The 22,413-nt window shown below is 68.2% G+C and carries 21 protein-coding genes and 1 tRNA gene; 12 read left to right on the forward strand and 10 right to left on the reverse strand.

Annotation, left to right across the window (positions count from 1 at the left end; translation table 11 throughout):
* Positions 1 to 88 precede the first annotated feature (88 nt).
* From D7D52_RS15090 to D7D52_RS15100, 3 genes are all read right to left on the reverse strand, one after another.
* Entirely contained in the window at positions 89 to 1,156 is a 1,068-nt protein-coding gene (locus tag D7D52_RS15090; protein WP_120737004.1) for an ABC transporter ATP-binding protein, read from the reverse strand.
* Positions 1,153 to 2,631: an ABC transporter permease gene (locus tag D7D52_RS15095; RefSeq protein ID WP_120744131.1), complete on the reverse strand. Its 1,479-nt coding sequence runs from the start codon at positions 2,629 to 2,631 to the stop codon at positions 1,153 to 1,155. Before D7D52_RS15095 ends, D7D52_RS15090 begins: the two co-directional genes overlap by 4 nt.
* 116 nt (positions 2,632 to 2,747) lie before the next feature.
* On the reverse strand, positions 2,748 to 3,770 hold the full coding sequence (locus tag D7D52_RS15100; RefSeq protein WP_120737006.1) for an iron ABC transporter substrate-binding protein: 1,023 nt from the start codon (positions 3,768 to 3,770) through the stop codon (positions 2,748 to 2,750).
* Positions 3,771 to 3,919: 149 nt separating this feature from the next.
* Between D7D52_RS15100 and D7D52_RS37755 the strand changes: the two genes are divergently transcribed.
* Positions 3,920 to 4,363, forward strand: a complete 444-nt coding sequence (locus tag D7D52_RS37755; RefSeq protein ID WP_162958324.1) for an Rv0361 family membrane protein — start codon at positions 3,920 to 3,922, stop codon at positions 4,361 to 4,363.
* A gap of 7 nt (positions 4,364 to 4,370) precedes the next feature.
* Entirely contained in the window at positions 4,371 to 5,774 is a 1,404-nt protein-coding gene (locus D7D52_RS15110) for a metallophosphoesterase (RefSeq protein WP_120737008.1), read from the forward strand.
* A 44-nt stretch (positions 5,775 to 5,818) separates the two neighbouring features.
* Here D7D52_RS15110 and D7D52_RS15115 read toward each other — a convergent pair.
* Positions 5,819 to 5,892 (reverse strand) — tRNA-Cys (locus D7D52_RS15115).
* 127 nt (positions 5,893 to 6,019) lie between these two features.
* On the opposite strand from D7D52_RS15115, the gene D7D52_RS15120 reads away from it, so the two are divergent.
* Together D7D52_RS15120 and D7D52_RS15125 are read left to right on the forward strand one after the other, a co-directional pair.
* The gene (locus tag D7D52_RS15120; protein WP_120744132.1) at positions 6,020 to 6,562 is read left to right on the forward strand and encodes a MarR family winged helix-turn-helix transcriptional regulator; all 543 of its coding nucleotides are present in this window, start codon (positions 6,020 to 6,022) and stop codon (positions 6,560 to 6,562) included.
* A 76-nt stretch (positions 6,563 to 6,638) separates the two neighbouring features.
* Entirely contained in the window at positions 6,639 to 7,691 is a 1,053-nt protein-coding gene (locus D7D52_RS15125; RefSeq protein WP_120737010.1) for an Hsp70 family protein, read from the forward strand.
* A gap of 73 nt (positions 7,692 to 7,764) precedes the next feature.
* Here the strand turns inward: D7D52_RS15125 and D7D52_RS15130 are convergent, their stop codons facing one another.
* From D7D52_RS15130 to D7D52_RS15150, 5 genes are read right to left on the reverse strand one after another with little or no spacing between them, the layout of a single operon-like run.
* A complete protein-coding gene (locus D7D52_RS15130) occupies positions 7,765 to 8,592 on the reverse strand; it encodes an enoyl-CoA hydratase (protein WP_120737012.1) in 828 nt (275 codons plus the stop codon).
* On the reverse strand, positions 8,589 to 9,491 hold the full coding sequence (gene mmsB / locus D7D52_RS15135; protein ID WP_120737014.1) for a 3-hydroxyisobutyrate dehydrogenase: 903 nt from the start codon (positions 9,489 to 9,491) through the stop codon (positions 8,589 to 8,591). The genes D7D52_RS15130 and mmsB overlap by 4 nt, the downstream gene beginning before the upstream one ends.
* A gap of 9 nt (positions 9,492 to 9,500) precedes the next feature.
* The gene (locus D7D52_RS15140) at positions 9,501 to 10,601 is read right to left on the reverse strand and encodes an enoyl-CoA hydratase/isomerase family protein (RefSeq protein WP_120737016.1); all 1,101 of its coding nucleotides are present in this window, start codon (positions 10,599 to 10,601) and stop codon (positions 9,501 to 9,503) included.
* Positions 10,598 to 11,737, reverse strand: coding sequence for an acyl-CoA dehydrogenase family protein (locus D7D52_RS15145; protein ID WP_120737018.1), 1,140 nt, complete (start codon positions 11,735 to 11,737; stop codon positions 10,598 to 10,600). The genes D7D52_RS15140 and D7D52_RS15145 overlap by 4 nt, the downstream gene beginning before the upstream one ends.
* A 3-nt stretch (positions 11,738 to 11,740) precedes the next feature.
* Positions 11,741 to 13,240: a CoA-acylating methylmalonate-semialdehyde dehydrogenase gene (locus tag D7D52_RS15150; RefSeq protein ID WP_120737020.1), complete on the reverse strand. Its 1,500-nt coding sequence runs from the start codon at positions 13,238 to 13,240 to the stop codon at positions 11,741 to 11,743.
* A 131-nt stretch (positions 13,241 to 13,371) separates the two neighbouring features.
* Between D7D52_RS15150 and icmF the strand changes: the two genes are divergently transcribed.
* The 5 genes from icmF (at position 13,372) to D7D52_RS15175 (ending at position 18,813) form a co-directional block, all read left to right on the forward strand.
* Positions 13,372 to 16,659: a fused isobutyryl-CoA mutase/GTPase IcmF gene (gene icmF / locus D7D52_RS15155; protein WP_120737022.1), complete on the forward strand. Its 3,288-nt coding sequence runs from the start codon at positions 13,372 to 13,374 to the stop codon at positions 16,657 to 16,659.
* A gap of 39 nt (positions 16,660 to 16,698) precedes the next feature.
* Positions 16,699 to 16,956: a FitA-like ribbon-helix-helix domain-containing protein gene (locus tag D7D52_RS15160; protein WP_222932832.1), complete on the forward strand. Its 258-nt coding sequence runs from the start codon at positions 16,699 to 16,701 to the stop codon at positions 16,954 to 16,956.
* Positions 16,953 to 17,357, forward strand: a complete 405-nt coding sequence (locus D7D52_RS15165) for a type II toxin-antitoxin system VapC family toxin (RefSeq protein WP_120737026.1) — start codon at positions 16,953 to 16,955, stop codon at positions 17,355 to 17,357. The genes D7D52_RS15160 and D7D52_RS15165 overlap by 4 nt, the downstream gene beginning before the upstream one ends.
* A gap of 28 nt (positions 17,358 to 17,385) precedes the next feature.
* Positions 17,386 to 17,745 carry an amidohydrolase family protein gene (locus tag D7D52_RS15170; protein ID WP_120737028.1) on the forward strand — a complete coding sequence of 120 codons (360 nt, stop codon included), beginning with the start codon at positions 17,386 to 17,388 and terminating at the stop codon, positions 17,743 to 17,745.
* An 81-nt stretch (positions 17,746 to 17,826) separates the two neighbouring features.
* On the forward strand, positions 17,827 to 18,813 hold the full coding sequence (locus D7D52_RS15175) for a methyltransferase (protein WP_120737030.1): 987 nt from the start codon (positions 17,827 to 17,829) through the stop codon (positions 18,811 to 18,813).
* A gap of 221 nt (positions 18,814 to 19,034) precedes the next feature.
* Here the strand turns inward: D7D52_RS15175 and D7D52_RS15180 are convergent, their stop codons facing one another.
* Entirely contained in the window at positions 19,035 to 19,841 is an 807-nt protein-coding gene (locus D7D52_RS15180) for a TetR/AcrR family transcriptional regulator (RefSeq protein WP_120737032.1), read from the reverse strand.
* Positions 19,842 to 19,944: 103 nt separating this feature from the next.
* On the opposite strand from D7D52_RS15180, the gene D7D52_RS15185 reads away from it, so the two are divergent.
* Genes D7D52_RS15185 through D7D52_RS15195 form a run of 3 tightly spaced genes read left to right on the forward strand, consistent with a single transcriptional unit; the run spans position 19,945 to position 22,409 of the window.
* On the forward strand, positions 19,945 to 20,781 hold the full coding sequence (locus tag D7D52_RS15185; RefSeq protein ID WP_120737034.1) for an SDR family NAD(P)-dependent oxidoreductase: 837 nt from the start codon (positions 19,945 to 19,947) through the stop codon (positions 20,779 to 20,781).
* Positions 20,782 to 20,802: 21 nt separating this feature from the next.
* Positions 20,803 to 21,726, forward strand: a complete 924-nt coding sequence (locus D7D52_RS15190; protein ID WP_120737036.1) for a ferritin-like domain-containing protein — start codon at positions 20,803 to 20,805, stop codon at positions 21,724 to 21,726.
* Positions 21,723 to 22,409, forward strand: a complete 687-nt coding sequence (locus D7D52_RS15195; RefSeq protein ID WP_120737038.1) for an NAD(P)/FAD-dependent oxidoreductase — start codon at positions 21,723 to 21,725, stop codon at positions 22,407 to 22,409. The genes D7D52_RS15190 and D7D52_RS15195 overlap by 4 nt, the downstream gene beginning before the upstream one ends.
* The last annotated feature ends 4 nt before the right edge of the window (positions 22,410 to 22,413 follow it).

The following is a 22,413-nucleotide window of genomic DNA, read 5'->3' on the forward strand; positions in this document are numbered from 1 at the left end:
GGGTCTCCTTCGAGTCGAGCAAGGCGAGGCCGCGTCGCGGAGCGGATGCCGCCTCCGCGCCAATATAGGTGCTCGCCACCGTGTTCGGTCACATTCCGGCGGCGGCGCACTGCGCGGCGGTGAAAGCGACTGCCGCGCCGAGGACTTCGAGCTCGACCCGGTCGCCGACCGCGGGCGCGCCGACGCTGACCCGCCGCACCTGCACCGGTTGCGGGCGGCCGTCGAGATCGAGGGTGAGCAGCACGTCCGCGCCCCGGAACTCCAGGGCGCGCACGGTCGCCTGCCCGGGATGGCCGGCGGTACAGACGCGGGCCAGCAGCTGTTCGGGTCGCAGCATGACCGCGCCCGTCCCGGTGGGCGCGTTCGCCTGCACCGGAATCCGGCCGAGCACGGTCTCCGCGGTTTCGCTGCCGAGGGTGGCGTCCAGCAGCACGGTGTCGCCGAGGAATCCGGCGGTGAACAGGTCCGCGGGGGCCGCGTACACCTGTTCGGGGGTGCCGACCTGGGTGAAGCGACCCGAGCACATGACCGCCACCTGATCGGCGAACGACAGCGCCTCCTCCTGGTCGTGGGTGACCAGGATGCTGGTCATGCCCGCGGCGCGCAGGGTTTCGGCGACGGCCTGCCGGGTGGCGGCCCGCAGTCCGGTGTCGAGGGCGCTGAAGGGTTCGTCGAGCAGCATGACGGTGGGCTTGCGGGCCAGCGCGCGGGCCAGGGCGACCCGCTGCTGCTGGCCGCCGGAGAGCTGATGCGGGCGGCGCTCGGCGTAGGACGCGTCCAGCGACACCATTTCCAGCAGTTCCGCGATGCGCTGCCGATGCCGGCGGCGGCCGTTCCATCCGCCCAGTCCGTAGGCGATGTTCTGGCCGACGGTCAAATGCGGAAACAGCGCGCCGTCCTGGGCCACGTACCCGATCCGGCGGCGATGCGGCGGCACCGAGAACCCTTGCCGGGTAACGGTTTCCCCGCCGATCGAGACCTGCCCGGCGTCGGGGTTCTCGAATCCGGCGATCACCCGCAGCAGGGTGGTCTTGCCGCAGCCGGAGGAGCCGACCACCGCGGTGGCGCTGCCGTCGGCGACGTCGAGCCCGATGCCGTCGAGCACCGGCGCCTGGCCGAAGGTCTTGGAAACCTGTTCTACGACAAGCCGACTCACAGTCCCGCCGCCTTCCTGGATTGCGTGAACAGCAGATAGGTGACCGGCACCGACACGAGGATCATGATCAGCGCGTAGGGCGCCGCGGCCGCGTAGTCCAATTCGCCCGACAGCTGCCAGAACTGCATGGCGAGGGTGCGGGTTCCGTTGGGAGCCAGCAGCAGCGTGGCGGTCAGCTCGGTGGCCACGGCCACGAACACCATGGCCGCCGCCGCGGCCGCGGCCGGTGCGGTGAGCCGCAGCGTGACCCGGAAAAACGTTGCGGCGGGGGCGATTCCGAGCGCCTGCGACGCCTCCTCCAGCCCCACCGGCACCTGGGCGAGCCCGGCCCGCACGCTCACCAGCGCGCGCGGCATGAACATCAGCGTGTAGGCGGCCAGGATGGTGGCGGCGGTCTGATAGAGACCGGGCAGCCAGCGAATGGACACCGTCACCAGCGCCAGCGCGATCACGATGCCGGGCAGCGAGCTGGTGATGTAGTTGGCGCCCTCGATGATTCGCGCGAACCGGGAGGTGGAGCGCACCGCGATCCAGGCCACCGGGAACGCGCACAGCGTGGTGATGGCCGCCGCGGCGGCGGCCAATCCGAGGGTCTGGCCCAGGGACGCGCCGATCTCGCCGGTGTCCCACACCGCCGCGCCGCCGATCCGCAGCCAGCGCCCGATGGTCCACAGCGGCACGCCCAGGGTGGCGGCCAGCGCCCCGGCCAGCAGCACGAACATCGGAATCTTGCCGAGCCGCAGCCGGATTCGGTGCGCCGACCGTTGCGCGCCGCCGCCGATGCGCGCGTAGCGGGCCCGTCCGCGCACCCCGGCCTCACCGGCCAGCAGCAGCAGGCACAGCAGCACCAGCACGCCCGACAGCGTGCTGCCCGCCGGCCCGGCGAAGCTCGACTGGTACTGCTCGAAGATGGCGGTGGTGAAGGTGTCGAAGCGGATCATGGCGAACGCGCCGTACTCGGCCAGCAGATGCAGCGAGATCAGCAGTGCGCCACCGAGAATCGCCAGTCGCAGCTGCGGCAGCACCACGCGCGCGAAAACAGCGAACGGCCCGGAGCCCAGGGCCCGAGCCGACTCCTCCACCGCGGGATCCAGCCGCCGCAGCGTGGCGGCGACCGGCAGGTAGACGAGCGGGAAGTACGAGACCGTCGCGACCAGCACCCCGGCCCACAGCCCGTGCAGCGACGGGACGGCGCTCACCCAGCCGTAGCTGTTGACGAACGCCGGAACCGCCAGCGGCGCCGCGAAGATCGGCCCCCACCAGGCCGCGCCGGGCACGTCGGTGCGCTCCACGATCCAGGCCAGCCCGATCCCGAGGGTGACGCAGATCGGCACGGTCAGCAGCACCAATTCGGCGGTGTTGCGCAGCAATTCGCCGACGCGCGGCCGGAAGATCAACCGCATGGTCTCGTCCCACCCGGTGGAGACGAGGGTGGAGACGATGTAGCCCAGGGGAACCAGCGTGGCCGCCACCATGAGCAGGGCGGCCAGGGTGACCAGCGCCCCGGGAGTGACCAGCGACCCGAGCCGCGGGGCCCGGGTCGCCGTCACCGTGGTGGCCGCGCGGGGCGCACCGGTCCGAACATTCACGGTTACAGCAGGCCCGCTTCGGTCATGAGCTGGGTGACCTTCTTGGCGTCCAGCTTGCTCGGGTCGATCTTGGGCGCGCCCAGCGAGGCCAGCGGCGGCAGCGCCGGATTGGCGGCGACGTCGGCGGCGACCGGGTACTCCATGGAGTCACCGTCGTGGAGCACCTGCTGGCCCTGCTTGGAGGTGATGAAGTTCAGGAACTTCTGGGCGTTGGCCTGCTTGGTGCTCGACTTCAGCACGCCGCCACCGGAAATGGAGACGAAGGCGCCCGGGTCCTCGTTCTTGAAGTAGTACAGCTGCGTGTTGGCGCTGTTCTCCTTGGTCTTGGCCTGGTCGCGGTACCAGTAGTAGTGGTAGATCACGCCGCCGTCGAACTGGCCGGAGTTGGCGCCCTTCATGACCACGGTGTTGTTCTGCGAGATGATCGCGTTGTCCTTCATGCCCTTCAGCCACGCCTTGGTGACGTCCTCACCCTTCTGGGCGAGCAGGGCGGCCACGATGGCCTGGAAGTCGGCGCCCGACGCGCCGGCGCTCCAGCGGCCCTTCCACTGCGGCTGCTGCAGATCCAGCAGCGACTTGGGCAGCTGATCGGCGGGCAGTTTGGCGGTGTTGTAGACGAAAACCGTGGAGCGCGCGGCGATTCCGGTCCACTTGCCGGTGGACGGCCGGAACTGCTCGGGCACCTGCGCGAGGGTGTCCTTGTCGATGTCCGCGAACAGCCCCGCGTTCTCGACCAGCGCCATGGCCGGGGAGTTCTCGGTGAGGAAGACGTCCGCCTTGGAGTTCTTGCCCTCCGCGACGAGCTGGTTGCCCAGGTCGGTGTCACCGCCATTGCGGATGGTGACCTTGATGCCGGTGTCCTTGGTGAACGCGTCGACCCACTCCTTGGTGAGGGATTCGTGCTGCGCGTTGTACACCAGGATCTCGTTGTCGTCCTTGGACGAGCTGGAGCAGGCGGTGGTCGCGCCCAGTACCGCGATCGCCGCCAGCGCGCCGGACATCAGTTTCCATCGAGCCGCCGTCATGGTCGTCCTTTCCGCCACTCTGAGGTTTGCCTAACCAACGTACATTCCGGACTTTCCGGGTCCAATCCCGGCCCGCCGATCGGCGCCCGATTGCCGTAATCTCCAGACGTTCCGCGCATCCCCGAACCGGCCCCAGTCGAAGGAACTCGATGACCCTGAAACGCCGCACTCCCCTGACCATCGGACTCGGCGCGCTGGCCGTGGCGCTAGTCGGCGGGGGCATCGCCACCGCGGTGGCGGTGGGCGGCAAGGATTCCGGGACCAGCGACGACAAGCGGGTCGAGACGGCGCTGCGGGGCTTCTACGACGCCCTGGACTCCGGTGGCGCGGCCAAGGCCGTCGGCAAGACCTGCGCGGGCGATCGCGCCCAATACGACGCGCTGCCCGCCGCGGCGAAGCAGCAGACCGATCAGAACAAGGTGTCGATGCAGGTCGACTCCATCCAGGGCATTCAGATCACCGGCGATCGCGCCACCGCCACCACCCTGGGCACCTTCACCATGCCGGGATCCGCGCCCAGCAAGCGCTCCACCAGCGAATACCTGCGCAAGGAGGACGGCGTATGGAAGGTCTGCACGACCGACGCGAAATAGGACTGCCATGAACTGCTGCGGCCCGAATCGACGCCAGGTGCTCGGCCTGCTGGCGGCCGCGGCGCTGCCGCTGACCTGGTCGAGTCCGGTTCGCGCACAGCCGGGTTCACTGGTGGTGACCGATCTCGAGGTCGTCACCGTCACAGACCGGACGGCCGTTCTCACTTGGACGACGCTGGGCCAGGACGCGAACGGCGCTCCCGTCCCGGTCGAAACCGACAGCGAGGTGTGGCTGGGCGACCCGGATGGTTCCGGTCTGCGCCAGGTGTACGGCGATTCGCGGCCGACCGCCTACCACTACGCCGAGGTGACCGGTCTCGAGCCCGGCCGCGCCTACCGGTTCGAGGCCCGCTCGGCGGGCCTTCCCGCCGCACCCGCCGTGAATGTGGCGACCCGCCAACCGAACACCCCGGAATCCCTGGGCGTGTTCACCACGCTGGTGCCGCCGCCCGGCCGCCTGCTGCGAACCATCGCCCTGTCCGATGACATTCACTACGGCGAGGAGGTCAGCGGCATCATCACCGCGGGCCTGCCGCCCGGATTGCGCCAAGAGCCCGGGCTCGCACCGTATCCCGAGATCATGCTCGACGCGCTGCTCGACGATATGCACCGCCCCGATCGGGCCGTCGACCATCTGCTGCTGGCCGGTGACCTCACCGCCGAGGCGACGCCGGAGCAGGTGCGCGGAGTGCATGCCCGCCTGGCGAATTGGGGTGTCTCGGGCCGGGACTGGCTGGCCGCCAGGGGTAATCACGATCGCCCGCATCTGGGCGCCGACTACGAGAGTTGCTCGCCCTATCTCGACCACCACGACTGCTGGGGTGATTCCTTCTCGGCCCGACAGCAATTGGCCGCATACGAACTCGGTGAGCTGCGGCTGATCGCCCTCGACACCACCGAGCTCGACATCCCCGGCGGCACCCTGGACCGCGCCCAGCTCGACGAGCTGCGCGAGCGGCTGGCCGCCGATCCGGACCGTCCCACCCTGCTGTTCGGCCATCACCCGGTCACCACCGAATCCGGCTGGTCCAATCTGGCGGGTCCGAGTTTCATCCTGAATGCCGCGAACGCGGCCGAGCTGCAATCGATCTACCGTGCCGCCCCCGGCGTGTTCCTGCATCATTCGGGCCACACCCATCGCAATCGCCGCACCCGCCCGGATCTGCCGATTCCGGTGGAATTCCTGGAAGTGGCCGCCTGCAAGGAGTATCCGGGCGGCTACACGCTGCTGCGGCTCTACGAGGGCGGCTACATGGTCAACTTCTACAAGACCCGCACCGACGCGGCCCGGCGCTGGAGCACCCGCTCGCGGGGCGAATACTTCGGCCTGCAGCCCGAATACACGCTCGGCACCACCGCCGACCGCAATCACACCGTGCTGCGCGACCTCACCGGCGTGTCACCCGCCTGAACACGAAAACGCCTCCCATGTCCGGCATGGGAGGCGTTCGTCGATGGAGCGAGCGGCGGGAGTCGAACCCGCGTGTACGGCTTTGCAGACCGCTACCTAGCCCCTCGGTCACACCCGCATCGTGTAGACCATGATGTCCGAATCCGGTCCGGCTGCCGAGTATTGGAATCATCGTGATTCCTACCGGTGCGCGGATCGGCTCGGCACGGCGACCAACCGGTCGGCGACATGCGATGATCGGTGGCATGTCGCGTCCCCGTCCGCTGCCGCTCGATCCGATCGAGGAGGCGCATCGTCAGTGGACGGAGCACGGCTGGGGTGAGGTGGCCGACGGCATGGCGGCGGTGACGTCGCTGGTTCGAGCCCAGCAGATCGTGATGGCACGGGTCGACGAAGCACTCCGCCCGTCCGGTTTGACCTTTTCCCGGTACGAGCTACTCATGTTGCTGAGTTTCAGCAAAACCGGCGCGCTGCCGATGGCGGTGGCCAGCGCCCGGCTGCAGGTGCATCCCACCTCGGTGACCAATACGGTCGACCGGCTGGAGGCGGCGCACCTGGTGAAGCGGGTGCCACATCCGAGTGACCGGCGCGCGACGCTCATCGAAATCACCGATGCCGGAAGAGATTTGGTGGCCAAGGCCACCACCGAGCTGAACCGGCGGGTTTTCGCCGAGGCGGGCCTGCCGCCGGAACGATTGCAGTTGCTGCTGCAATTGCTGTCGGAGTTCCGGCAGGCGGCCGGCGACTTCGACCCCGGTAGCTCGGCCACCCGCTGGGCCGGTCAGTAACTCTTCAGCGACCCCGTAGCCAATTTCCTGCTTCATAGTCTTGGATTCGGCTCACAAAAGGTTCACCATTGAGGCCATGGTGCTGGTCCTCGGGGTGTCGGCGGGCGCTGCTGGCGCGCGCGCCATGCTCACCCATTCCGACCAGCCGCATCTCCCCCCGATCGACCGCTGCAGGGTGGCGCGCCGCGCCGGTGGCGGGAGCATGGAGGAGGCGGTGTTCGAGGCCATCCGGCTGATGCGGAAATCCGCCGCCAAGCGCGACGAGTTCATTACCGGCATCGCCGTGACCTGCCGCTGCAGCTCACATGCCGAGTCGGTGCGGACCGCGGCCGGGCGCAATCGTCTCACCGTCATCGACGAGCCGGTGGCGCAGCTCAGATACCTCCGATTCACCGGCCGGCTGCCCACCGAGGGTTCGGTGCTGCTCTACGACCTGGGCGCGTCCGGCCTGACGCTCACCCAGATCGACTGCCGAACCGATGCCGTCCTCGCCACCAAGCGCAGCACCGTTCTGGGCGGCGACGGCCACGACGCGCTGCTGCGCTGGCTGCTGACCCGGGGCGGTGTCACGTTGGACATGGCGGGCACCCGCCGCCAGAAGGAGGCGCTGGCCTCCGAACGCGTGCTGGCGGTCTGCGACCCGATCACCGGGCAGCGCACGGTGATCACCCGCAGCGATTTCGCCGAACTGGTCGAGGCGGGCATCCATCATTCGGCCTCCTTCGTCCGCCACATGATCGGCGAGACCGGCATCCAACCCACCGGTATGGCCCTGCTCGGCGGGTGCACGCGCAACAAGAGCATTCGCGACGAGCTGAAGCAGCAGCTCGGCCTACCCCTGATCTACGATCCCGAACCCGAGTTCGTCTCCACCCGCGGCGCGGTCCTGCTCGCCGCCGAACGCCCCTCCGCCCGCAGTATTCGCAGCGTCCACCTCACCCCGCATTCGGGCGCGCACGAGGCCCCCAATTCCCCCGTCTCCCGCCGCAAACTCGTTGCGGCCGTAGCGGTCACCGCCACCCTCGGCGGCACCATCGTGGGCGCCCTCGCCATGAACCGCGACGGCGGCGAGCACACCGACGGCAAACCCCCTACTGTCGAGGTCGTGGGACCTCCTAGTCACGGCTGACGAATCCGCCGTGAACGAAAAAGGGTTTCGAGGACCTGGTCCCCGAAACCCTCTCAGCCGCAGCTTTTCTCGCTTACTTGTGCGTGAAGTTCGCCGGCCGCTTCTCGACGAAGGCGGTCATGCCTTCCTTCTGGTCCTCGGTCGCGAACAGCGAGTGGAACACCCGGCGCTCGAAGCGCAGCCCCTCGCTAAGGGTCGTCTCGAAGGCGCGGTCCACCGCCTCCTTGGCGATCATCACCGACGGCAGCGACATGGACGCGATGGTCTCGGCCACCTCCATGGCGGTGTCGACCAGTTCCGCGGCCGGCACGATGCGCGACACCAGGCCCGCGCGCTCGGCCTCCTCGGCGTCCATATTGCGGCCGGTCAGAATGAGATCCATGGCCTTGGCCTTGCCGACGGCGCGGGTGAGGCGCTGCGAGCCGCCCATGCCGGGGATGACGCCGAGCTTGATCTCGGGCTGCCCGAACTTGGCGGTGTCGGCGGCGAGGAGAAGGTCGCACATCATGGCGAGTTCGCAGCCGCCGCCGAGGGCGTAGCCGGCGACCGCGGCGATGATGGGCTTGCGGAAGGCGACGAGGCGGTCCCAGCCGGCGAAGTGGTCGGCCAGGAACATGTCCATGTAGGACTTGGACTGCATCTCCTTGATGTCCGCACCGGCCGCGAAGGCCCGCTCGGATCCGGTCAGCACGACCGCGCCGATCTCGTTGTCGTTCTCGAGCTCGTCGAGGGCGGCCGAAATATCGGTCAGGACCTGCGAGTTCAGCGCGTTGAGGGCCTTCGGCCGGTTGAGCGTGATGAGGGCGACGCGCCCCTTGCGCTCGAGCAGAATGGTCTCGAAGTCGGGCCCGCCCGTCGCCCCGCCCCCACCCCCAACGGAGTCGCTACGCGACAAGGTCATTTTGTCTCCCCTTCGGATCGCTTGCGGATATCGGTGACGATAGCCGAGAAGTCCTTGCCCGCTTCGTCCTGGTTGAAGCGGGTGTAGATCTCCGCCGCCAGCGTGCCGATCTGCCCGTCCACCCCGTTGGCGGCCAACGCACTGGCCGCCAGACCGAGGTCCTTGGTCATGAGCGCGGTCGCGAAACCCGGCTTGTAGTCGTTGTTGGCCGGGCTGGTCGGAACCGGCCCGGGTACCGGGCAATACGAGGTCAGCGCCCACGACTGTCCCGACGCGGTGGACACCACGTCGAAGAACTTCTCGTGGGTCAGACCCAGCTTCTCGCCCAGCACGATTGCTTCCGAGAGCCCGATCATGGAGATGCCCAGCAGCATGTTGTTGCATATCTTGGCGGCCTGGCCGACGCCCGCGCCGCCGCAGTGCACGACCTTGCCGCCCATGACCTCCAAAAGCGGTAGCGCCGTGGCGAAGTCGGCGTCCGCGCCGCCCACCATGAAGGTGAGGGTGCCCGCCGCCGCGCCCGCCACGCCGCCGGAGACCGGGGCGTCCAGGGCCCGATGTCCCGCTGCCGCGGCGAGTTCCGCGGCCTGCTTGGCGTCGGCGACGTCGATGGTGGAGCAGTCGACGAACAGGGTGCCGGGCTTGGCTGCGGAAAGGACCTCGGTGTAGAGGTCGAGCACGATGCGGCCGTTGGGCAGCATGGTGATGACGATGTCGGAGGCCGAAACCGCTTCGGCGGCAGTCGCTACGACGGTCGCGCCGTCGGTGCGGGCCTGCTCTTGCGCGGCCGGTACGGGGTCGAAGGCGAGGACTTCGTAGCCCGCCTTGACCAGGTTGGCGGCCATCGGCCCGCCCATGTGGCCGAGCCCGAGGAACCCGACGGTGGTGTTCTTGCTCATTGCGCGTCCTTACAGTCCCAGTTCGCGATCGCCGAGCGGGCCGAAGTAGGCGTCCACGTCGGCCTCGGTGACGTCCGCCAGGGTGGCGGGCGACCACTGCGGGTTGCGGTCCTTGTCGATGACCTGGGCGCGAATGCCTTCCACCAGGTCGTGGGTGTTGAGGGAGGCGGCCGAGACCCGGTACTCCCGGTTCAGCGCGGCTTCCAGATTCGCGGCGCCGCGGGCCTCGCGCAGCGAGCGCAGCGTGACCTTCAGCGCCACCGGCGATTTCGCCAGCACGTCCTGCGCGGCCTTCGCGGCCTCGGCGCGGCCGTCGATCTGGAGTCGGTGCACGATCTCCTCGACGGTGTCGGCGCTGTAGCAGACGTCGATCCAGTCCCGCTGGGCCACGAACTCCGAAACCGGTGCGGGCTGTGCGAATTTCGCGATGGCCACCTCGATCTCGTTGTCGCGCAGCGCTTCCAGCAGTGCCGGCAGGTGCTCGGACGGCACGAAGTAGTCGGCGAAGCCGGCGACGATGGCGTCCCCGGCGGACATGCGCGCGGTGGTCAGCGCGACGTGCGTGCCGATCTCGCCGGGCGCGTGCGCCAGCAGCCAGGTACCGCCCACGTCGGGGATGAACCCGATACCGGTCTCGGGCATGCCGACCATGGATCGCTCGGTCACGATGCGATGCGAGGCGTGCCCGGACAGGCCGACGCCGCCGCCCATCACGATGCCGTCCATGATCGCGACGTACGGCTTCGGGTAGCGCTTGATCAGGGCATTGAGAATGTATTCGTCGCGCCAGAACGTGCCGCTGGGCGAGTCGGCCGAGACCTCCGGCGAATCACCCTGTGCGACAGCGTGCTTGGCGTCGTTGTGGATGGCGACGATATCGCCGCCCGCGCACAGCCCGCGTTCGCCCGCGCCGGTGAGCACGACCGCGCGCACTTCGTCGTCGTCCGCCCAGGCGCGCAGCGCGTCCAGAATGGTCAGCGCCATCGGATGGTTGAGCGCGTTGATGGCGCGCGGCCGGTTGAGCGTGATCAGGCCGAGGCCGTCGCGCTTCTCGACCAGCACCTCGGGTTCGTCGACGCCTTCGACCGCGCCCGTCGTTCGCTCGCTCATGCTGCTCCTACCACCGAGCGGGCGACGACCACCCGCATGATTTCGTTCGTCCCCTCGAGAATCTGATGCACCCGCAGGTCGCGGACGATCTTCTCGATGCCGTATTCGGCCAGGTAACCGTAGCCACCGTGCAATTGCAGGGCCTTGTTGGCCACCTCGAACCCGGCGTCGGTGGCGAACCGCTTGGCCATGGCGCACAGCTCCACCTTGTCGGGGGCGTCGGCGTCCAGGGCGGCCGCGGCCCGCCACAGCAGGGTGCGGGCGGCTTCGAGGGAGGTCCGCATATCGGCCAGTTCGAATTGCAGCGCGGTGTTGTCCAGCAGCCGCGATCCGAACGCCTTGCGCTGGGCCAGATACGCCACGGTTTGATCGAGCGCGGCCTGCGCCCCGCCCATCGAGCAGGCGGCGATATTGAGCCGGCCGCCGTTGAGCCCGTTCATGGCGATCCGGAAGCCATTGCCCTCCGCACCCAGCAGGTTGGCGGCGGGCACCCGAGCCTGGTCCAGGATGACCTGGCGAGTGGGCTGGGCGTTCCAGCCCATCTTGCGCTCGTTGGCCCCGAACGACAGACCCGGTGTATCGGCCGGGACGATGAACGCCGAGATACCCCGCGCCCCTTCGTCTCCGGTGCGCGCCATGATCACGTACACGTCGGAGCTGCCCGCGCCGGAGATGAATTGCTTGACGCCGGTGAGGAGATAGTCGTCGCCGTCGCGAACGGCCTTGGTGCTCAAGGCCGCCGCGTCGGAGCCGACGCCCGGTTCGGTCAGGGCGTAGGAGGCCAGCAGATCCATGGACGTCAGCCCCGGCAGCCACCGATTGCGTTGCGTCTCATCGCCGTACGTGTCGATCATCCACGTGGCCATATTGTGGATGGAGATGTAGGCGGCCACGGCCGGGCAGCCGGTGGCCAGCTGCTCGAAGATGCGCACGGCGTCCAGACGCCGCAGCTGCGAACCGCCCACGTCCTCGTGCACGTAGATGCCGCCCAGGCCGAGCGAGCCCGCCTTGCGCAGCACATCCACCGGGAAATGCTTACGCTCATCCCATTCCAGGGCATTGGGCGCGAGCAGTTCGTCGGCGAAGGAGCGGGCGGTCTCGACGATCGCCTTCTCGTCTTCGTCTAGTTCGAACATGCGTCAGTCCATGGTCGGGATGACGAAGGCGTTGGACTCCTTCAGGCCTGCGGGCCAGCGCTGCGTCACCGTCTTGGTCTTGGTGTAGAAGCGGATCGAGTCCGGGCCGTGCTGGTTGAGATCGCCGAAGCCGGAACGCTTCCAGCCGCCGAAGGTGTGGTACGCGATCGGGACCGGGATCGGGACGTTGATGCCGACCATGCCGACCTGCACGCGGGCGGCGAAGTCGCGGGCGGTGTCGCCGTCGCGGGTGAAGATGGCGACGCCATTGCCGTATTCGTGCTCGTTGGCCAGCCGCAGGCCCTCTTCGAAGTCCTTGGCGCGCACGATCGACAGCACCGGGCCGAAGATCTCTTCCTGGTAGATGCGCATATCGGCGGTGACGTTGTCGAACAGCGAAGCGCCCGCGAAGAATCCGTCCTCGCCGCCCTCCACGACCAGCCCGCGCCCGTCGATGACCAGCTCCGCGCCTTCGTCGACGCCGATCTGCACATAGTTGTTCACCCGGTCCACGCCGTCGCGCCCGACCAGCGGGCCGAAGTCCGCGCCCGGATCGTCGGAGACGCCGACATTGAGCTTCTCGATGCGCTCGACCAGCTTGGCGCGCAGGCGATTCGCGGTCTCCTCGCCCACCGGCACCGCGACCGAGATGGCCATGCAGCGCTCACCGGCGGAGCCGTAGCCCGCGCCGATGAGCTGGTCGGCGACATCGTCGAGGTCGGCGTCGGGCATGACGATGGCGTGGTTCTTGGCCCCGCCGAAGCACTGGGCGCGCTTGCCGTTGGCGGACGCGGTCTCGTAGATGTACTGCGCGATCGGGGTGGAGCCGACGAAGCCGACGGCCTTGATCCGCTCGTCGTGCAGCAGCGTGTCCACGGCTTCCTTGTCGCCGTTGACGACATTGAAGATGCCCGCGGGCAGTCCGGCCTCGAGGAACAGCTCGGCCAGCCGCAGCGGCACCGACGGGTCGCGCTCGGAGGGCTTGAGCACGAAGGCATTACCGCAGGCCAGCGCGGGACCGGCCTTCCACAGCGGGATCATGGCCGGGAAGTTGAACGGGGTGATGCCCGCGACCACGCCCAGCGGCTGGCGCATGGAGTACACGTCGATGCCGGTGCCGGCGCTCTCGGTGTACTCGCCCTTGAGCAGATGCGGGATGCCGCAGGCGAATTCGATGACCTCGAGGCCGCGCTGGATATCGCCCTTGGCGTCGGCGATGGTCTTGCCGTGCTCGCCGGACAGCACCGCGGCCAGGGAGTCCATCTCGTCCTGCACCAGGGTCAGGAACTTCATCAGCACCCGGGCGCGCCGCTGCGGGTTGGTGGCCGCCCACGCGGGCTGGGCCTCGGCGGCGTTCGCGATGACCGCCTCGACCTCACTCTTGCTCGCCAGCGGCACCTTGGCCTGAACCTGTCCGGTGCTGGGATTGAACACATCGCCGAAGTTGCCCGAAGTTCCCGGGAGGTGCTTTCCGCCGACGAAATGAGTGAGTTCGCGAACCATGCCAGTCCTGTCTCTGAGCTTTCGACGTTGCGCACGAATTGCGCGGTCTGTGGCGATCCTATAGTTGGACATCCAAGTATTGCCTGTGGGATAATTCACACACCTGAGAGCCTCCTAGAGTTGGAGTCCGCATGCCCGAGTTGCATGTCCCGGTTCATCCCGTGCGGTTCGTGACCGCCGCTGCCCTGTTCGACGGCCATGACGCGGCCATCAACATCATGCGCAGAATCCTGCAGGCCCAGGGGGCCGAGGTGATTCACCTAGGGCATAACCGGGCCGTGCGGGAGGTCGTGGACGCGGCGGTCACCGAGGACGTGCAGGGGGTGGCGGTCAGCTCGTATCAGGGCGGGCACATCGAGTACTTCGAGTATCTGGCGCAGGCGCTGAAAGAGGCCGGGGCCGGGCACGTGAAGATCTTCGGCGGGGGCGGCGGGGTGATCATTCCCGAGGAGATCGCGCGGCTCGCCGCGGCGGGGGTGACGATCTTCTCGCCGGAGGACGGGCAGCGGCTCGGACTGCCGGGGATGATCAATCGGCTGATTTCCGCTTGCGACGTGGATCTTTCGCTCGAGCCCGCCGGTGTGGACGCGGTATTGAGCGGTGATCGCGCGGCTTTGGCGCGGACGCTGACCTGCTTGCAGCAGGGCACGTTGCCCGAGGAGGATCGCGCGGCCCTGACCGCCGCGGCGGCCGCCCGCCACGTGCCTGTGCTGGGCATCACCGGCACCGGTGGCTCCGGAAAGTCCTCTCTCACAGACGAACTCATCCGCCGACTGCGCACCGATCAGCAGGACAAGCTGCGGGTGGCGGTGCTGGCGGTGGACCCGACGCGGCGGCGCGGCGGCGGCGCGCTGCTGGGCGACCGGATCCGGATGAACGCCCTCGACGGGGAGCGGGTGTACTTCCGCTCGCTGGCCACGCGCGGGGAGCGCGAGCTGCCGCACGATATCGACACCATGGTGATCGCCTGCAAGGCAGCGGGATTCGATCTGATCGTCCTGGAGACGCCCGGCATCGGGCAGGGCGATGCGGCCATTGCCGAGCACGTGGACGTATCGCTGTATGTGATGACGCCGGAGTTCGGGGCGGCCTCCCAGCTCGAGAAGATCGACATGCTGGATTACGCGGATGTGGTGGCCATCAACAAGTTCGAGCGGCGCGGCGCCGAGGACGCGCTGCGAGACGTGTCACGCCAGCTGGTGCGCAATCGCGAGGATTTTCACGCCATGCCGGAGGACATACCGGTATTCGGCACCAGCGCCGCCACTTTCAACGACGACGGGGTGACCGCGCTCTACCAGCACTTGGCGGGGCTGCTCGGCGAACAGGGCCTGCCACTGCAGGAGGGCACACTCCCCCGCGTCGACACCCGCGCCTCCACTCGCTTCGCCCAAATCATTCCGCCCGCCCGGGTGCGGTACTTGGCCGAAATCGCCGAAACGGTCCGGGATTACCACGCGGACACAGCACGCCAGGTCGAAGCGGCGCAACGGGTGCAGCGGATCGAACAGGTACTCGACGAATTGACGACGACCTCTTCGTCATCCCGGCGTGCTCTTGGCCGGGATCCACACGACGAGACGTTGGATTCCGGCCAAAAGCACGCCGGAATGACGGAGGTGGCGGCGCTGCTGGAGGATGCCCGCGCGGACCTGACCCCGGAAAATGCCGCCTTACTTGCCGAATGGCCCACCGTCGCCGAATCGTATCGGGGCGAGGAGCAGGTCGTGAAGGTCCGCGATCGGGAGTTGCGGACCACGTTGCGGCGCGAAACTCTGTCCGGCAGTTCGATTCCGCGGGTGGCGTTGCCGCGGTTCACCGATCACGGAGAACTGCTGCGGTTCTTGCGGTCGGAGAATCTACCGGGGCGGTTCCCGTTCACGGCCGGGGTGTTCGCGTTCAAGCGCGACAACGAGGATCCCGCGCGCATGTTCGCCGGCGAAGGCGATGCCTTCCGCACGAATCGCCGGTTCAAGGTGTTGTCGGAACATTCCGAGGCCAAACGGCTTTCGACCGCTTTCGATTCGGTGACGCTGTACGGGCACGATCCGGCGGAGCGGCCCGACATCTACGGGAAGGTGGGGACCTCCGGGGTTTCCATCGCCTCGCTCGACGATATGAAAGCGCTCTACGACGGCTTCGATCTGGACGCGCCGACGACCTCGGTGTCGATGACGATCAATGGTCCCGCGCCGACGATTCTGGCCTACTACCTGAATGCCGCGATCGACCAAGCGGTACAACAGTTCTCGGCCGAGCAGGGCCGCGAACCGACCGCCGAGGAGGCCGCGCAGTTGCGGGCCCGCACGCTCGCGACCGTGCGCGGCACCGTGCAGGCCGACATCCTCAAGGAGGATCAGGGACAGAACACCTGCATCTTCTCCACCGAATTCAGTCTGCGCATGATGGCCGACATTCAGGAATGGTTCGTGCGCAACGGGGTTCGCAATTTCTACTCGGTGTCGATCTCCGGCTATCACATCGCCGAGGCCGGGGCGAATCCCATCAGTCAGCTGGCGTTCACGCTCGCCAACGGTTTCACCTATGTGGAGGCGTATCTGGCGCGCGGTATGCGCATCGACGATTTCGCGCCCAACCTGTCGTTCTTCTTCTCCAACGGCATGGACGCCGAATACTCGGTGATCGGGCGGGTGGCGCGGCGCATCTGGGCGATCGCCATGCGAGACCGCTACGGGGCCAACGACCGGTCCCAGAAGCTCAAGTACCACATTCAGACCTCCGGGCGGTCGCTGCACGCACAGGAGATGAGCTTCAACGACATTCGCACCACCCTGCAGGCGCTCATCGCCGTCTACGACAATTGCAACAGCCTGCACACCAACGCCTACGACGAGGCCGTCACCACGCCCACCGAGGAATCCGTGCGCCGCGCGCTGGCGATTCAGCTCATCATCAACCGCGAGTGGGGGTTGGCGATGAACGAGAATCCGCTGCAGGGCAGCTTTGTCATCGACGAGCTGACCGATCTGGTCGAGGAGGCGGTGCTGCGGGAGTTCGAGCGCATCAGCGAACGCGGCGGCGTGCTGGGCGCGATGGAGACCGGCTACCAGCGTGGCCGCATCCAGGACGAGTCCATGCTCTACGAGCGGCGCAAGCACGACGGCAGCCTGCCGATCATCGGCGTCAACACCTTCCGCAATCCGCACGAGGAAGAGCACCGGGTGCTCGAACTGGCCCGCGGCACCGAAGCCGAGAAGCAGTCCCAGCTCCAGCGAGTCCGCGACTTCACCGACCGCCACCGCGACGAATCCCCCGCCGCGCTGGCCCGGCTCGCGACCGCCGCCGCCGGCGACGACAACGTCTTCGACGTCCTGATGGACGCCGCCCGCGTCTGCACCCTGCAACAGATCACCGACACCTTCTTCACCGTCGGCGGCCAGTACCGCCGCAACGTCTGAACAAGGAATGCATAATGCATGTAAAATGCATGCATGACTGTGGCACTGCAGATTCGCGACGTTCCGGATGAAGTTCGCGACACGCTAGCCGAGCAGGCGGCCCGTCGGGGTCAATCCCTGCAGGCGTTCCTGCTCGGCTTGGTCGAACGCGAGGCACGGCTGGTACACAACGAGCAGATGTTCGCCGAGACCGCTGATCTCCGGATCGAGATCCCCGATGATCTGAGTCCGGAGACCATCATTCGCGAAGGCCGTGAGCGAGGCTTCGATCTCGACCGAGAGGACGACCACGAGTGATAGTCGTCGATGCGGCCACATGGGTCCGAGCACTGATCGACAGCGGCCCGTCCGGTGCGGCCGCCCGCCAGGCGCTCACCGCGGATTCGGACTGGGCGGCCCCCGCCCACATGCCGGTGGAGGTGCTCCGGACCATCCGCAAATACGAGTTCAGCCAACTTCTCTCACGTGAACAAGCACAGAAGTTCGCAGAGCAGATGTGGGCCGCGGAGGTCCGGTACAGCCACCCCGCGCCCTGGTTGCTCGCCGCGATCTGGCGGTATCGGCACACCGTCAGCCCATACGATGCCGCGTACTTGGCACTGGCGCTCAGACATGATGCGCCATTGGTAACCCTGGACCTTCGGCTGGAGAAGGCCGCATCGGCACTCGGCGCCCGGACGATAGTTCCGTCCCCCTGATCGATACTCGGCCCCAAGCGGCCGCGAGTTGTTCCTGCGCTGGCGCGACGACCTCGCCGCGCTGGCGGCACACCGCAATGTGGTGTCCAAGGTGAGTGGGCTGATGATGCCGATCCTGGGCCATCCGGCGCCCAGGCGGGGTGAGCCGACGCCGGTTCCCGTACTGCTGGAACGGATTTCGCCGATGCTCGCGCACGGGCTGGCGGTGTTCGGGGCCGACCGGCTGATCTGGGGCTCGAATTTTCCGGTGGACAAGCCGATCACGAGCATTCCGAACGCGGCCGAGGCGGTGGCGACCGCGCTGGCCGGGCACGGGGCCGACGACAAGGCGATCGGGCAGATCTTCCGCGGCAATGCCGAGCGGGTGTACGGGATCGACGGGCTCTGAATCCCGGGGACCGGGACGGCGGTCGAGCGTGCGCGCGGATTTGCCTTTGCCGCGGGGTCGCTGTGGCTATCGTGATGCGCCATGGAGCGGATCCTGCGGATCGGTATGGGTTTCTGGGAGTCCCGGACCCTGCTCAGCGCCGTCGAACTCGGACTGTTCACGGTGCTGGGGCATCGGCAGTTGACCGCCGAGCAGTTGCGGCGGGAGCTGGGCCTGCATCCGCGCGCCGCCCGCGACTTCTTCGACGCCCTGGTAGCCATGGACATGCTGCGCCGCAGCGACGACCGCTATGCCAATACCGCCGACACCGCCACCTATCTCGACAGCACCGGCAGCGAGTACATCGGGGGCTTCCTGGAGATGGCCGCGGCGCGTCTCTACCCGTTCTGGGGCCGGCTCACCGAAGGTCTGCGCACCGGGCTGCCGCAGAACGAGACCCGCGACGGCGGTGAATTCTTCTCCGTGCTGTATCGGGATCCGCAGCGGCTCTTCGACTTTCAGCGCGCCATGACCGGGCTGTCGCTGCCCAGCGCGCACGCCATCGCCGAGCTGTTCCCCTGGCATCGCTGGAAGACCGTGGCCGATATCGGCACCGCCCAGGGCGGTCTGCTGCGCACCGTCCTGGAAACCAATCCGCACCTGCACGGCATCGGCTACGACCTGCCCGCGGTCGAACCCATCTTCACCGAATTCAATGCGCCCGTAGCGGATCGGTGCGTCTTCGCACCCGGCGACTTCTTCGCCGACGACCTGCCCGAGGCCGACGTCCTGGTACTCGGCCACATCCTGCACGACTGGGATCTCCCCACCAAACTCATGCTGCTGCGCAAGGCCCACGCCGCCCTGCCCGACGGCGGCGCCATCCTGATCTACGAATCCCTCATCGACGACGAACGCCGCACCAACCTCCCAGCCCTGCTCATGAGCCTCAACATGCTCATCGAAACCCCCGGCGGCTTCGACTACACCGCCGCCGAACTCCGAACCTGGCTCGCCGACACCGGCTTTCACGAGACGCAAACCGAACACCTGGCCGGCCCAGAATCAATGGTCTGGGCCCTCAAGTAGCGGTCTACCCCCTCATCCCGGCTCATCCCGGCAAGCCTCCGCCGTCATCCCGGCAAGCCTCCGCCGTCATCCCGGCAAGCCTCCGCCGTCATCCCGGCAAGCCTCCGCCGTCATCCCGGCATGCTTTTGGCCGGGATCCAACGCAGAAGGGTGGATTCCGGCCAAAAGCACGCCGGAATGACGAGGTGGGGCTTTCAGTCCGGAATGACGAGGTGGGGCCTTCAGTCCGGGAGCGCCAGGTATTGCGCGCCGAGCAGGTCGGCGGTTCGGCTGACGTGGTGGACGATGCGGGCGGCGTCGGTGGTGATGGTGCCGGTGCGCCAGGCGGTGAGGAGTTCGATGAAGCCGCCGATGCCCATGAGAACGCCCATGCGCAGGTCGGTTTCGTCCACGCCGGGGCGCAGGTAGGGGCGGGCGGTGGCGATGAGCAGGTCGGTGGATTCGGTCAGCAGGGCGGTCCGGCGCTGCTCGAGCACCCGGCTGCCGGCGTGATCGCCGAACAGGATGCGGGCGGGGCCGTCGGATTGCAGGGCGACCGCGCGGGCCACGGCGAGGTGCAGGATGCCCAGGGCGGGGTGGGCGAGGTTCTCGGCCACCACCGTCGAGAGTTCGGCCAGGACCTGGAAGCCGACCTCGTCCCAGACCGCGCCGAGCAGATCGTCGCGGTCGGCGAAATGTTCGTAGAAGTAGCGGTCGTTGAGCCCGGCCCGCGTGCAGACGCCTCGCATCGTGACCGCGGCCCAACCGTTTTCGAGCCAGATGTCCAGCCCGGCCGCGATCAGGCGCTCGCGGCGTTCGGCCCGCCGCTCCTGCTGGGTGCGACCGCCCCAGGTGCCGCCGCGCCGCGGGTGTTCCCCCGTTCCGGTGGTGCCGTCCACGCCGCCGCGCGGGGGCCGGTCGTCCACGTCGGCGCGCGGGGGCCGGTCGGTGGCGCCGCCGAGACCGGCGCTGCCCTTCGCGGCCGCGGTGAGCAGGTTTCCGGTGACCCTGGCGGCAATGGTCGCGGGTGCCGAGGCGGGCACGTCCATGGTTGACAAAATAGCGCACCCGGAGCCTAATTGGTGGCAGGTGCGGCCAGTGGTGGCACACGCCACCAATTGACTGCCCGGCTGGCACGGCTCGGGAGTTCCCATGCGACTCAACCCCTTCGGCGGATCCCGCCGCACCCGGCAGGCGGACGCGGTGGTCACCGGCGCGGGCAGCGGCATCGGCCGCGCCTTCGCCATCGAGCTCGGCAAACGCGGCGGCCGGGTGGTGTGCTCTGATCTCGACGCCGCACGTGCCCGCGAAACCGCCGAGCTGATCGGCGGCACCGGCGGCAAGGCATTCGAAACCGTCTGCGATGTGCGCAGTCTCGCGGAGGTCACCGCCCTGGCGCACACCGCCGAGGAATGGTTCGGCAAGGCGCCGGATCTGGTGATCAACAATGCCGGCATCGGGCGCGGCGGCACCGTCGTCGGCGACACCCCGCCCGCCGAATGGCATCAGGTACTGGACGTGAACCTGTGGGGAGTCATCCACGGCTGCCACGTCTTCACCCCCCGCCTGCGCGAGGCCGGGCACGGGTCCATCGTGAACGTCGCCTCCGCGGCCGCGTTCGGCTCGGCGCCGCGCATGGCCGCCTACAACGTGAGCAAGGCGGGTGTGCTGGCGCTGTCGGAGACCCTCGCGGCCGAACTGTCCGGCACCGGCGTCACCGTCACCGTGCTGTGCCCCACCGGGGTGCGAACCAACATCCTGGACGGCGTGTCGATCGGCGACGAGAACCTCGACCGCTGGGGCGATCGGCTCATCCGCTGGACCGGCCGCCCGCCCGCCGCGATCGCCCGCACCACCCTCGACGCCGTGGACCGCGGTCAGTTCTACGTGGTTCCGCAGGTCGAGGCCAAGGTCATCTGGCAGTCCAAGCGACTGCTGCCCGAGCCCTACACCCGCGCCGCCGGACTGCTGGAGCGGCTGGTGCGGTAGCCGCATCCGAGGAGTTGAACAATGGCGTTCGCGTATTCCGACATGCTCGGCGTCGTCCAGGAACGACAGTGGGCACTGGCCGACATCGATTGGGACGCACCGGGAGCCGAGCTCATCACCGCCGAGCAGCGGCCGGCGCTGACCGAGTTCATGGCCGATCTGGTATGGATCGAACACGTGGGCGCGCGCGGCTTCGCGGCGCTCACGCTGCGTGCGCCCGACGGGCCGCTCAAGGAGATCTACCGGTATTTCCACGCCGAGGAGCAGAAGCACGCCAATGCCGAACTGGCGTTGATGCGACGCTGGGGCATGCTCGACGGGGACGCGATGCCGTTGCCCAACAAGAATATTCGCCTGGTCATCCAATGGCTGGACCGCTATGGCGACAGTCTGTCGCTGCCGGTGCTGGGGACGGTGATCCCGTCGCTGGAGTGCGCACTGGACGGCGCGCTGGTGAAGTTCCTGCTCGATGAGGTGCGAGATCCGCTGTGCCACGAGGTGTTCCGGCACATCAACAGCGACGAGTCGCGTCATCTCGCGGTGGGGTTCCAGGTGCTCGAACAGCTCGGCGCGGGGCCGCTGCGGCGGCTGGCCATCGAATCCGCCGGGTACGCGCTGCGGCCCAGCCTGCTGATGGGGGCGCTGCTGTACACGCCGCTGCTGTCACGCATGTCGGCCAACATCATGGCGATGGGGCTGGACGAGGAGAAGCTGTGGAATGCCGTGCGCCGCTACGAGAAAGCCGGTGAGCGCAGTCCCGATATCAAACGCGTGCCGCTCTACCACGTGGTCCGGCTGCACGGCATGGCCACCATCAACCGCTGGCAGCCCGTTCAGGGCATCAACGACGCCCTGAACAAGGCCATCGACCACTTCCCGGTCAGTGTGCTGCGGCGCACCCCGTCGTGGTCCAAGGCTCTGACCTACGAGCCGGTGGCGAAATGATCTCCCCGACCCGGCGGGGCGATCCCCGCAGTGCCCGTGCGGGTTTCACCGGCCCGATCGTGCGCTGCACCCACTGGCGCGACCAGCACGAACTGGATCGACTGCATGTGGCGGTGATCGGCGGCGGCACCGCCCTGGCGCGCATCGTGCCGCCGGTGGTCGACCAGGCCCGCCGAGTGACCGTCTTCCAGCACGACCCGATCTGGATCCTCCCGACACCCCCGCTCCCGGGCGCGGGATCGCTGCTGCGGCGATTACCCGCAGGACTCGTCATTCCGGCGCGCTTTCGGCCGGAATCCGTCGCCCTCGGCGGGTCCGTGGCAGGTGTGGATCCCGGCCAAAAACATGCCGGGATGACGGAGGGGGCCCGCGCCCGGAGGACCGGTGAGGTGCTGCGGCAGGTGGCTGAGGAGCTGTTGCGGCAGGTGGGTGAGGAGCTGTTGCGGCGGGCGGCGGGGGCGAATCTTCGGGTGCAGGTGCGGGATCCGTGGCAGCGGCGGCTGCTGACGCCCGATCATCGGGCTGCGGTGCGGGTGCACGGGCGGTATTACCGGGCCTTGGGGCGTGCCAATTGCCGGCTCGTTTCTTGGCCCATCGCCCGGCTCGCGCCGCTGGGGGTTCGCACCGTGGACGGGGTCGAGCATCGGGTGGACTGCATCATCTACGCGGAGGACATGCTGTGAGCGG

The organism is Nocardia yunnanensis (assembly GCF_003626895.1).
GTDB lineage: Bacteria > Actinomycetota > Actinomycetes > Mycobacteriales > Mycobacteriaceae > Nocardia > Nocardia yunnanensis.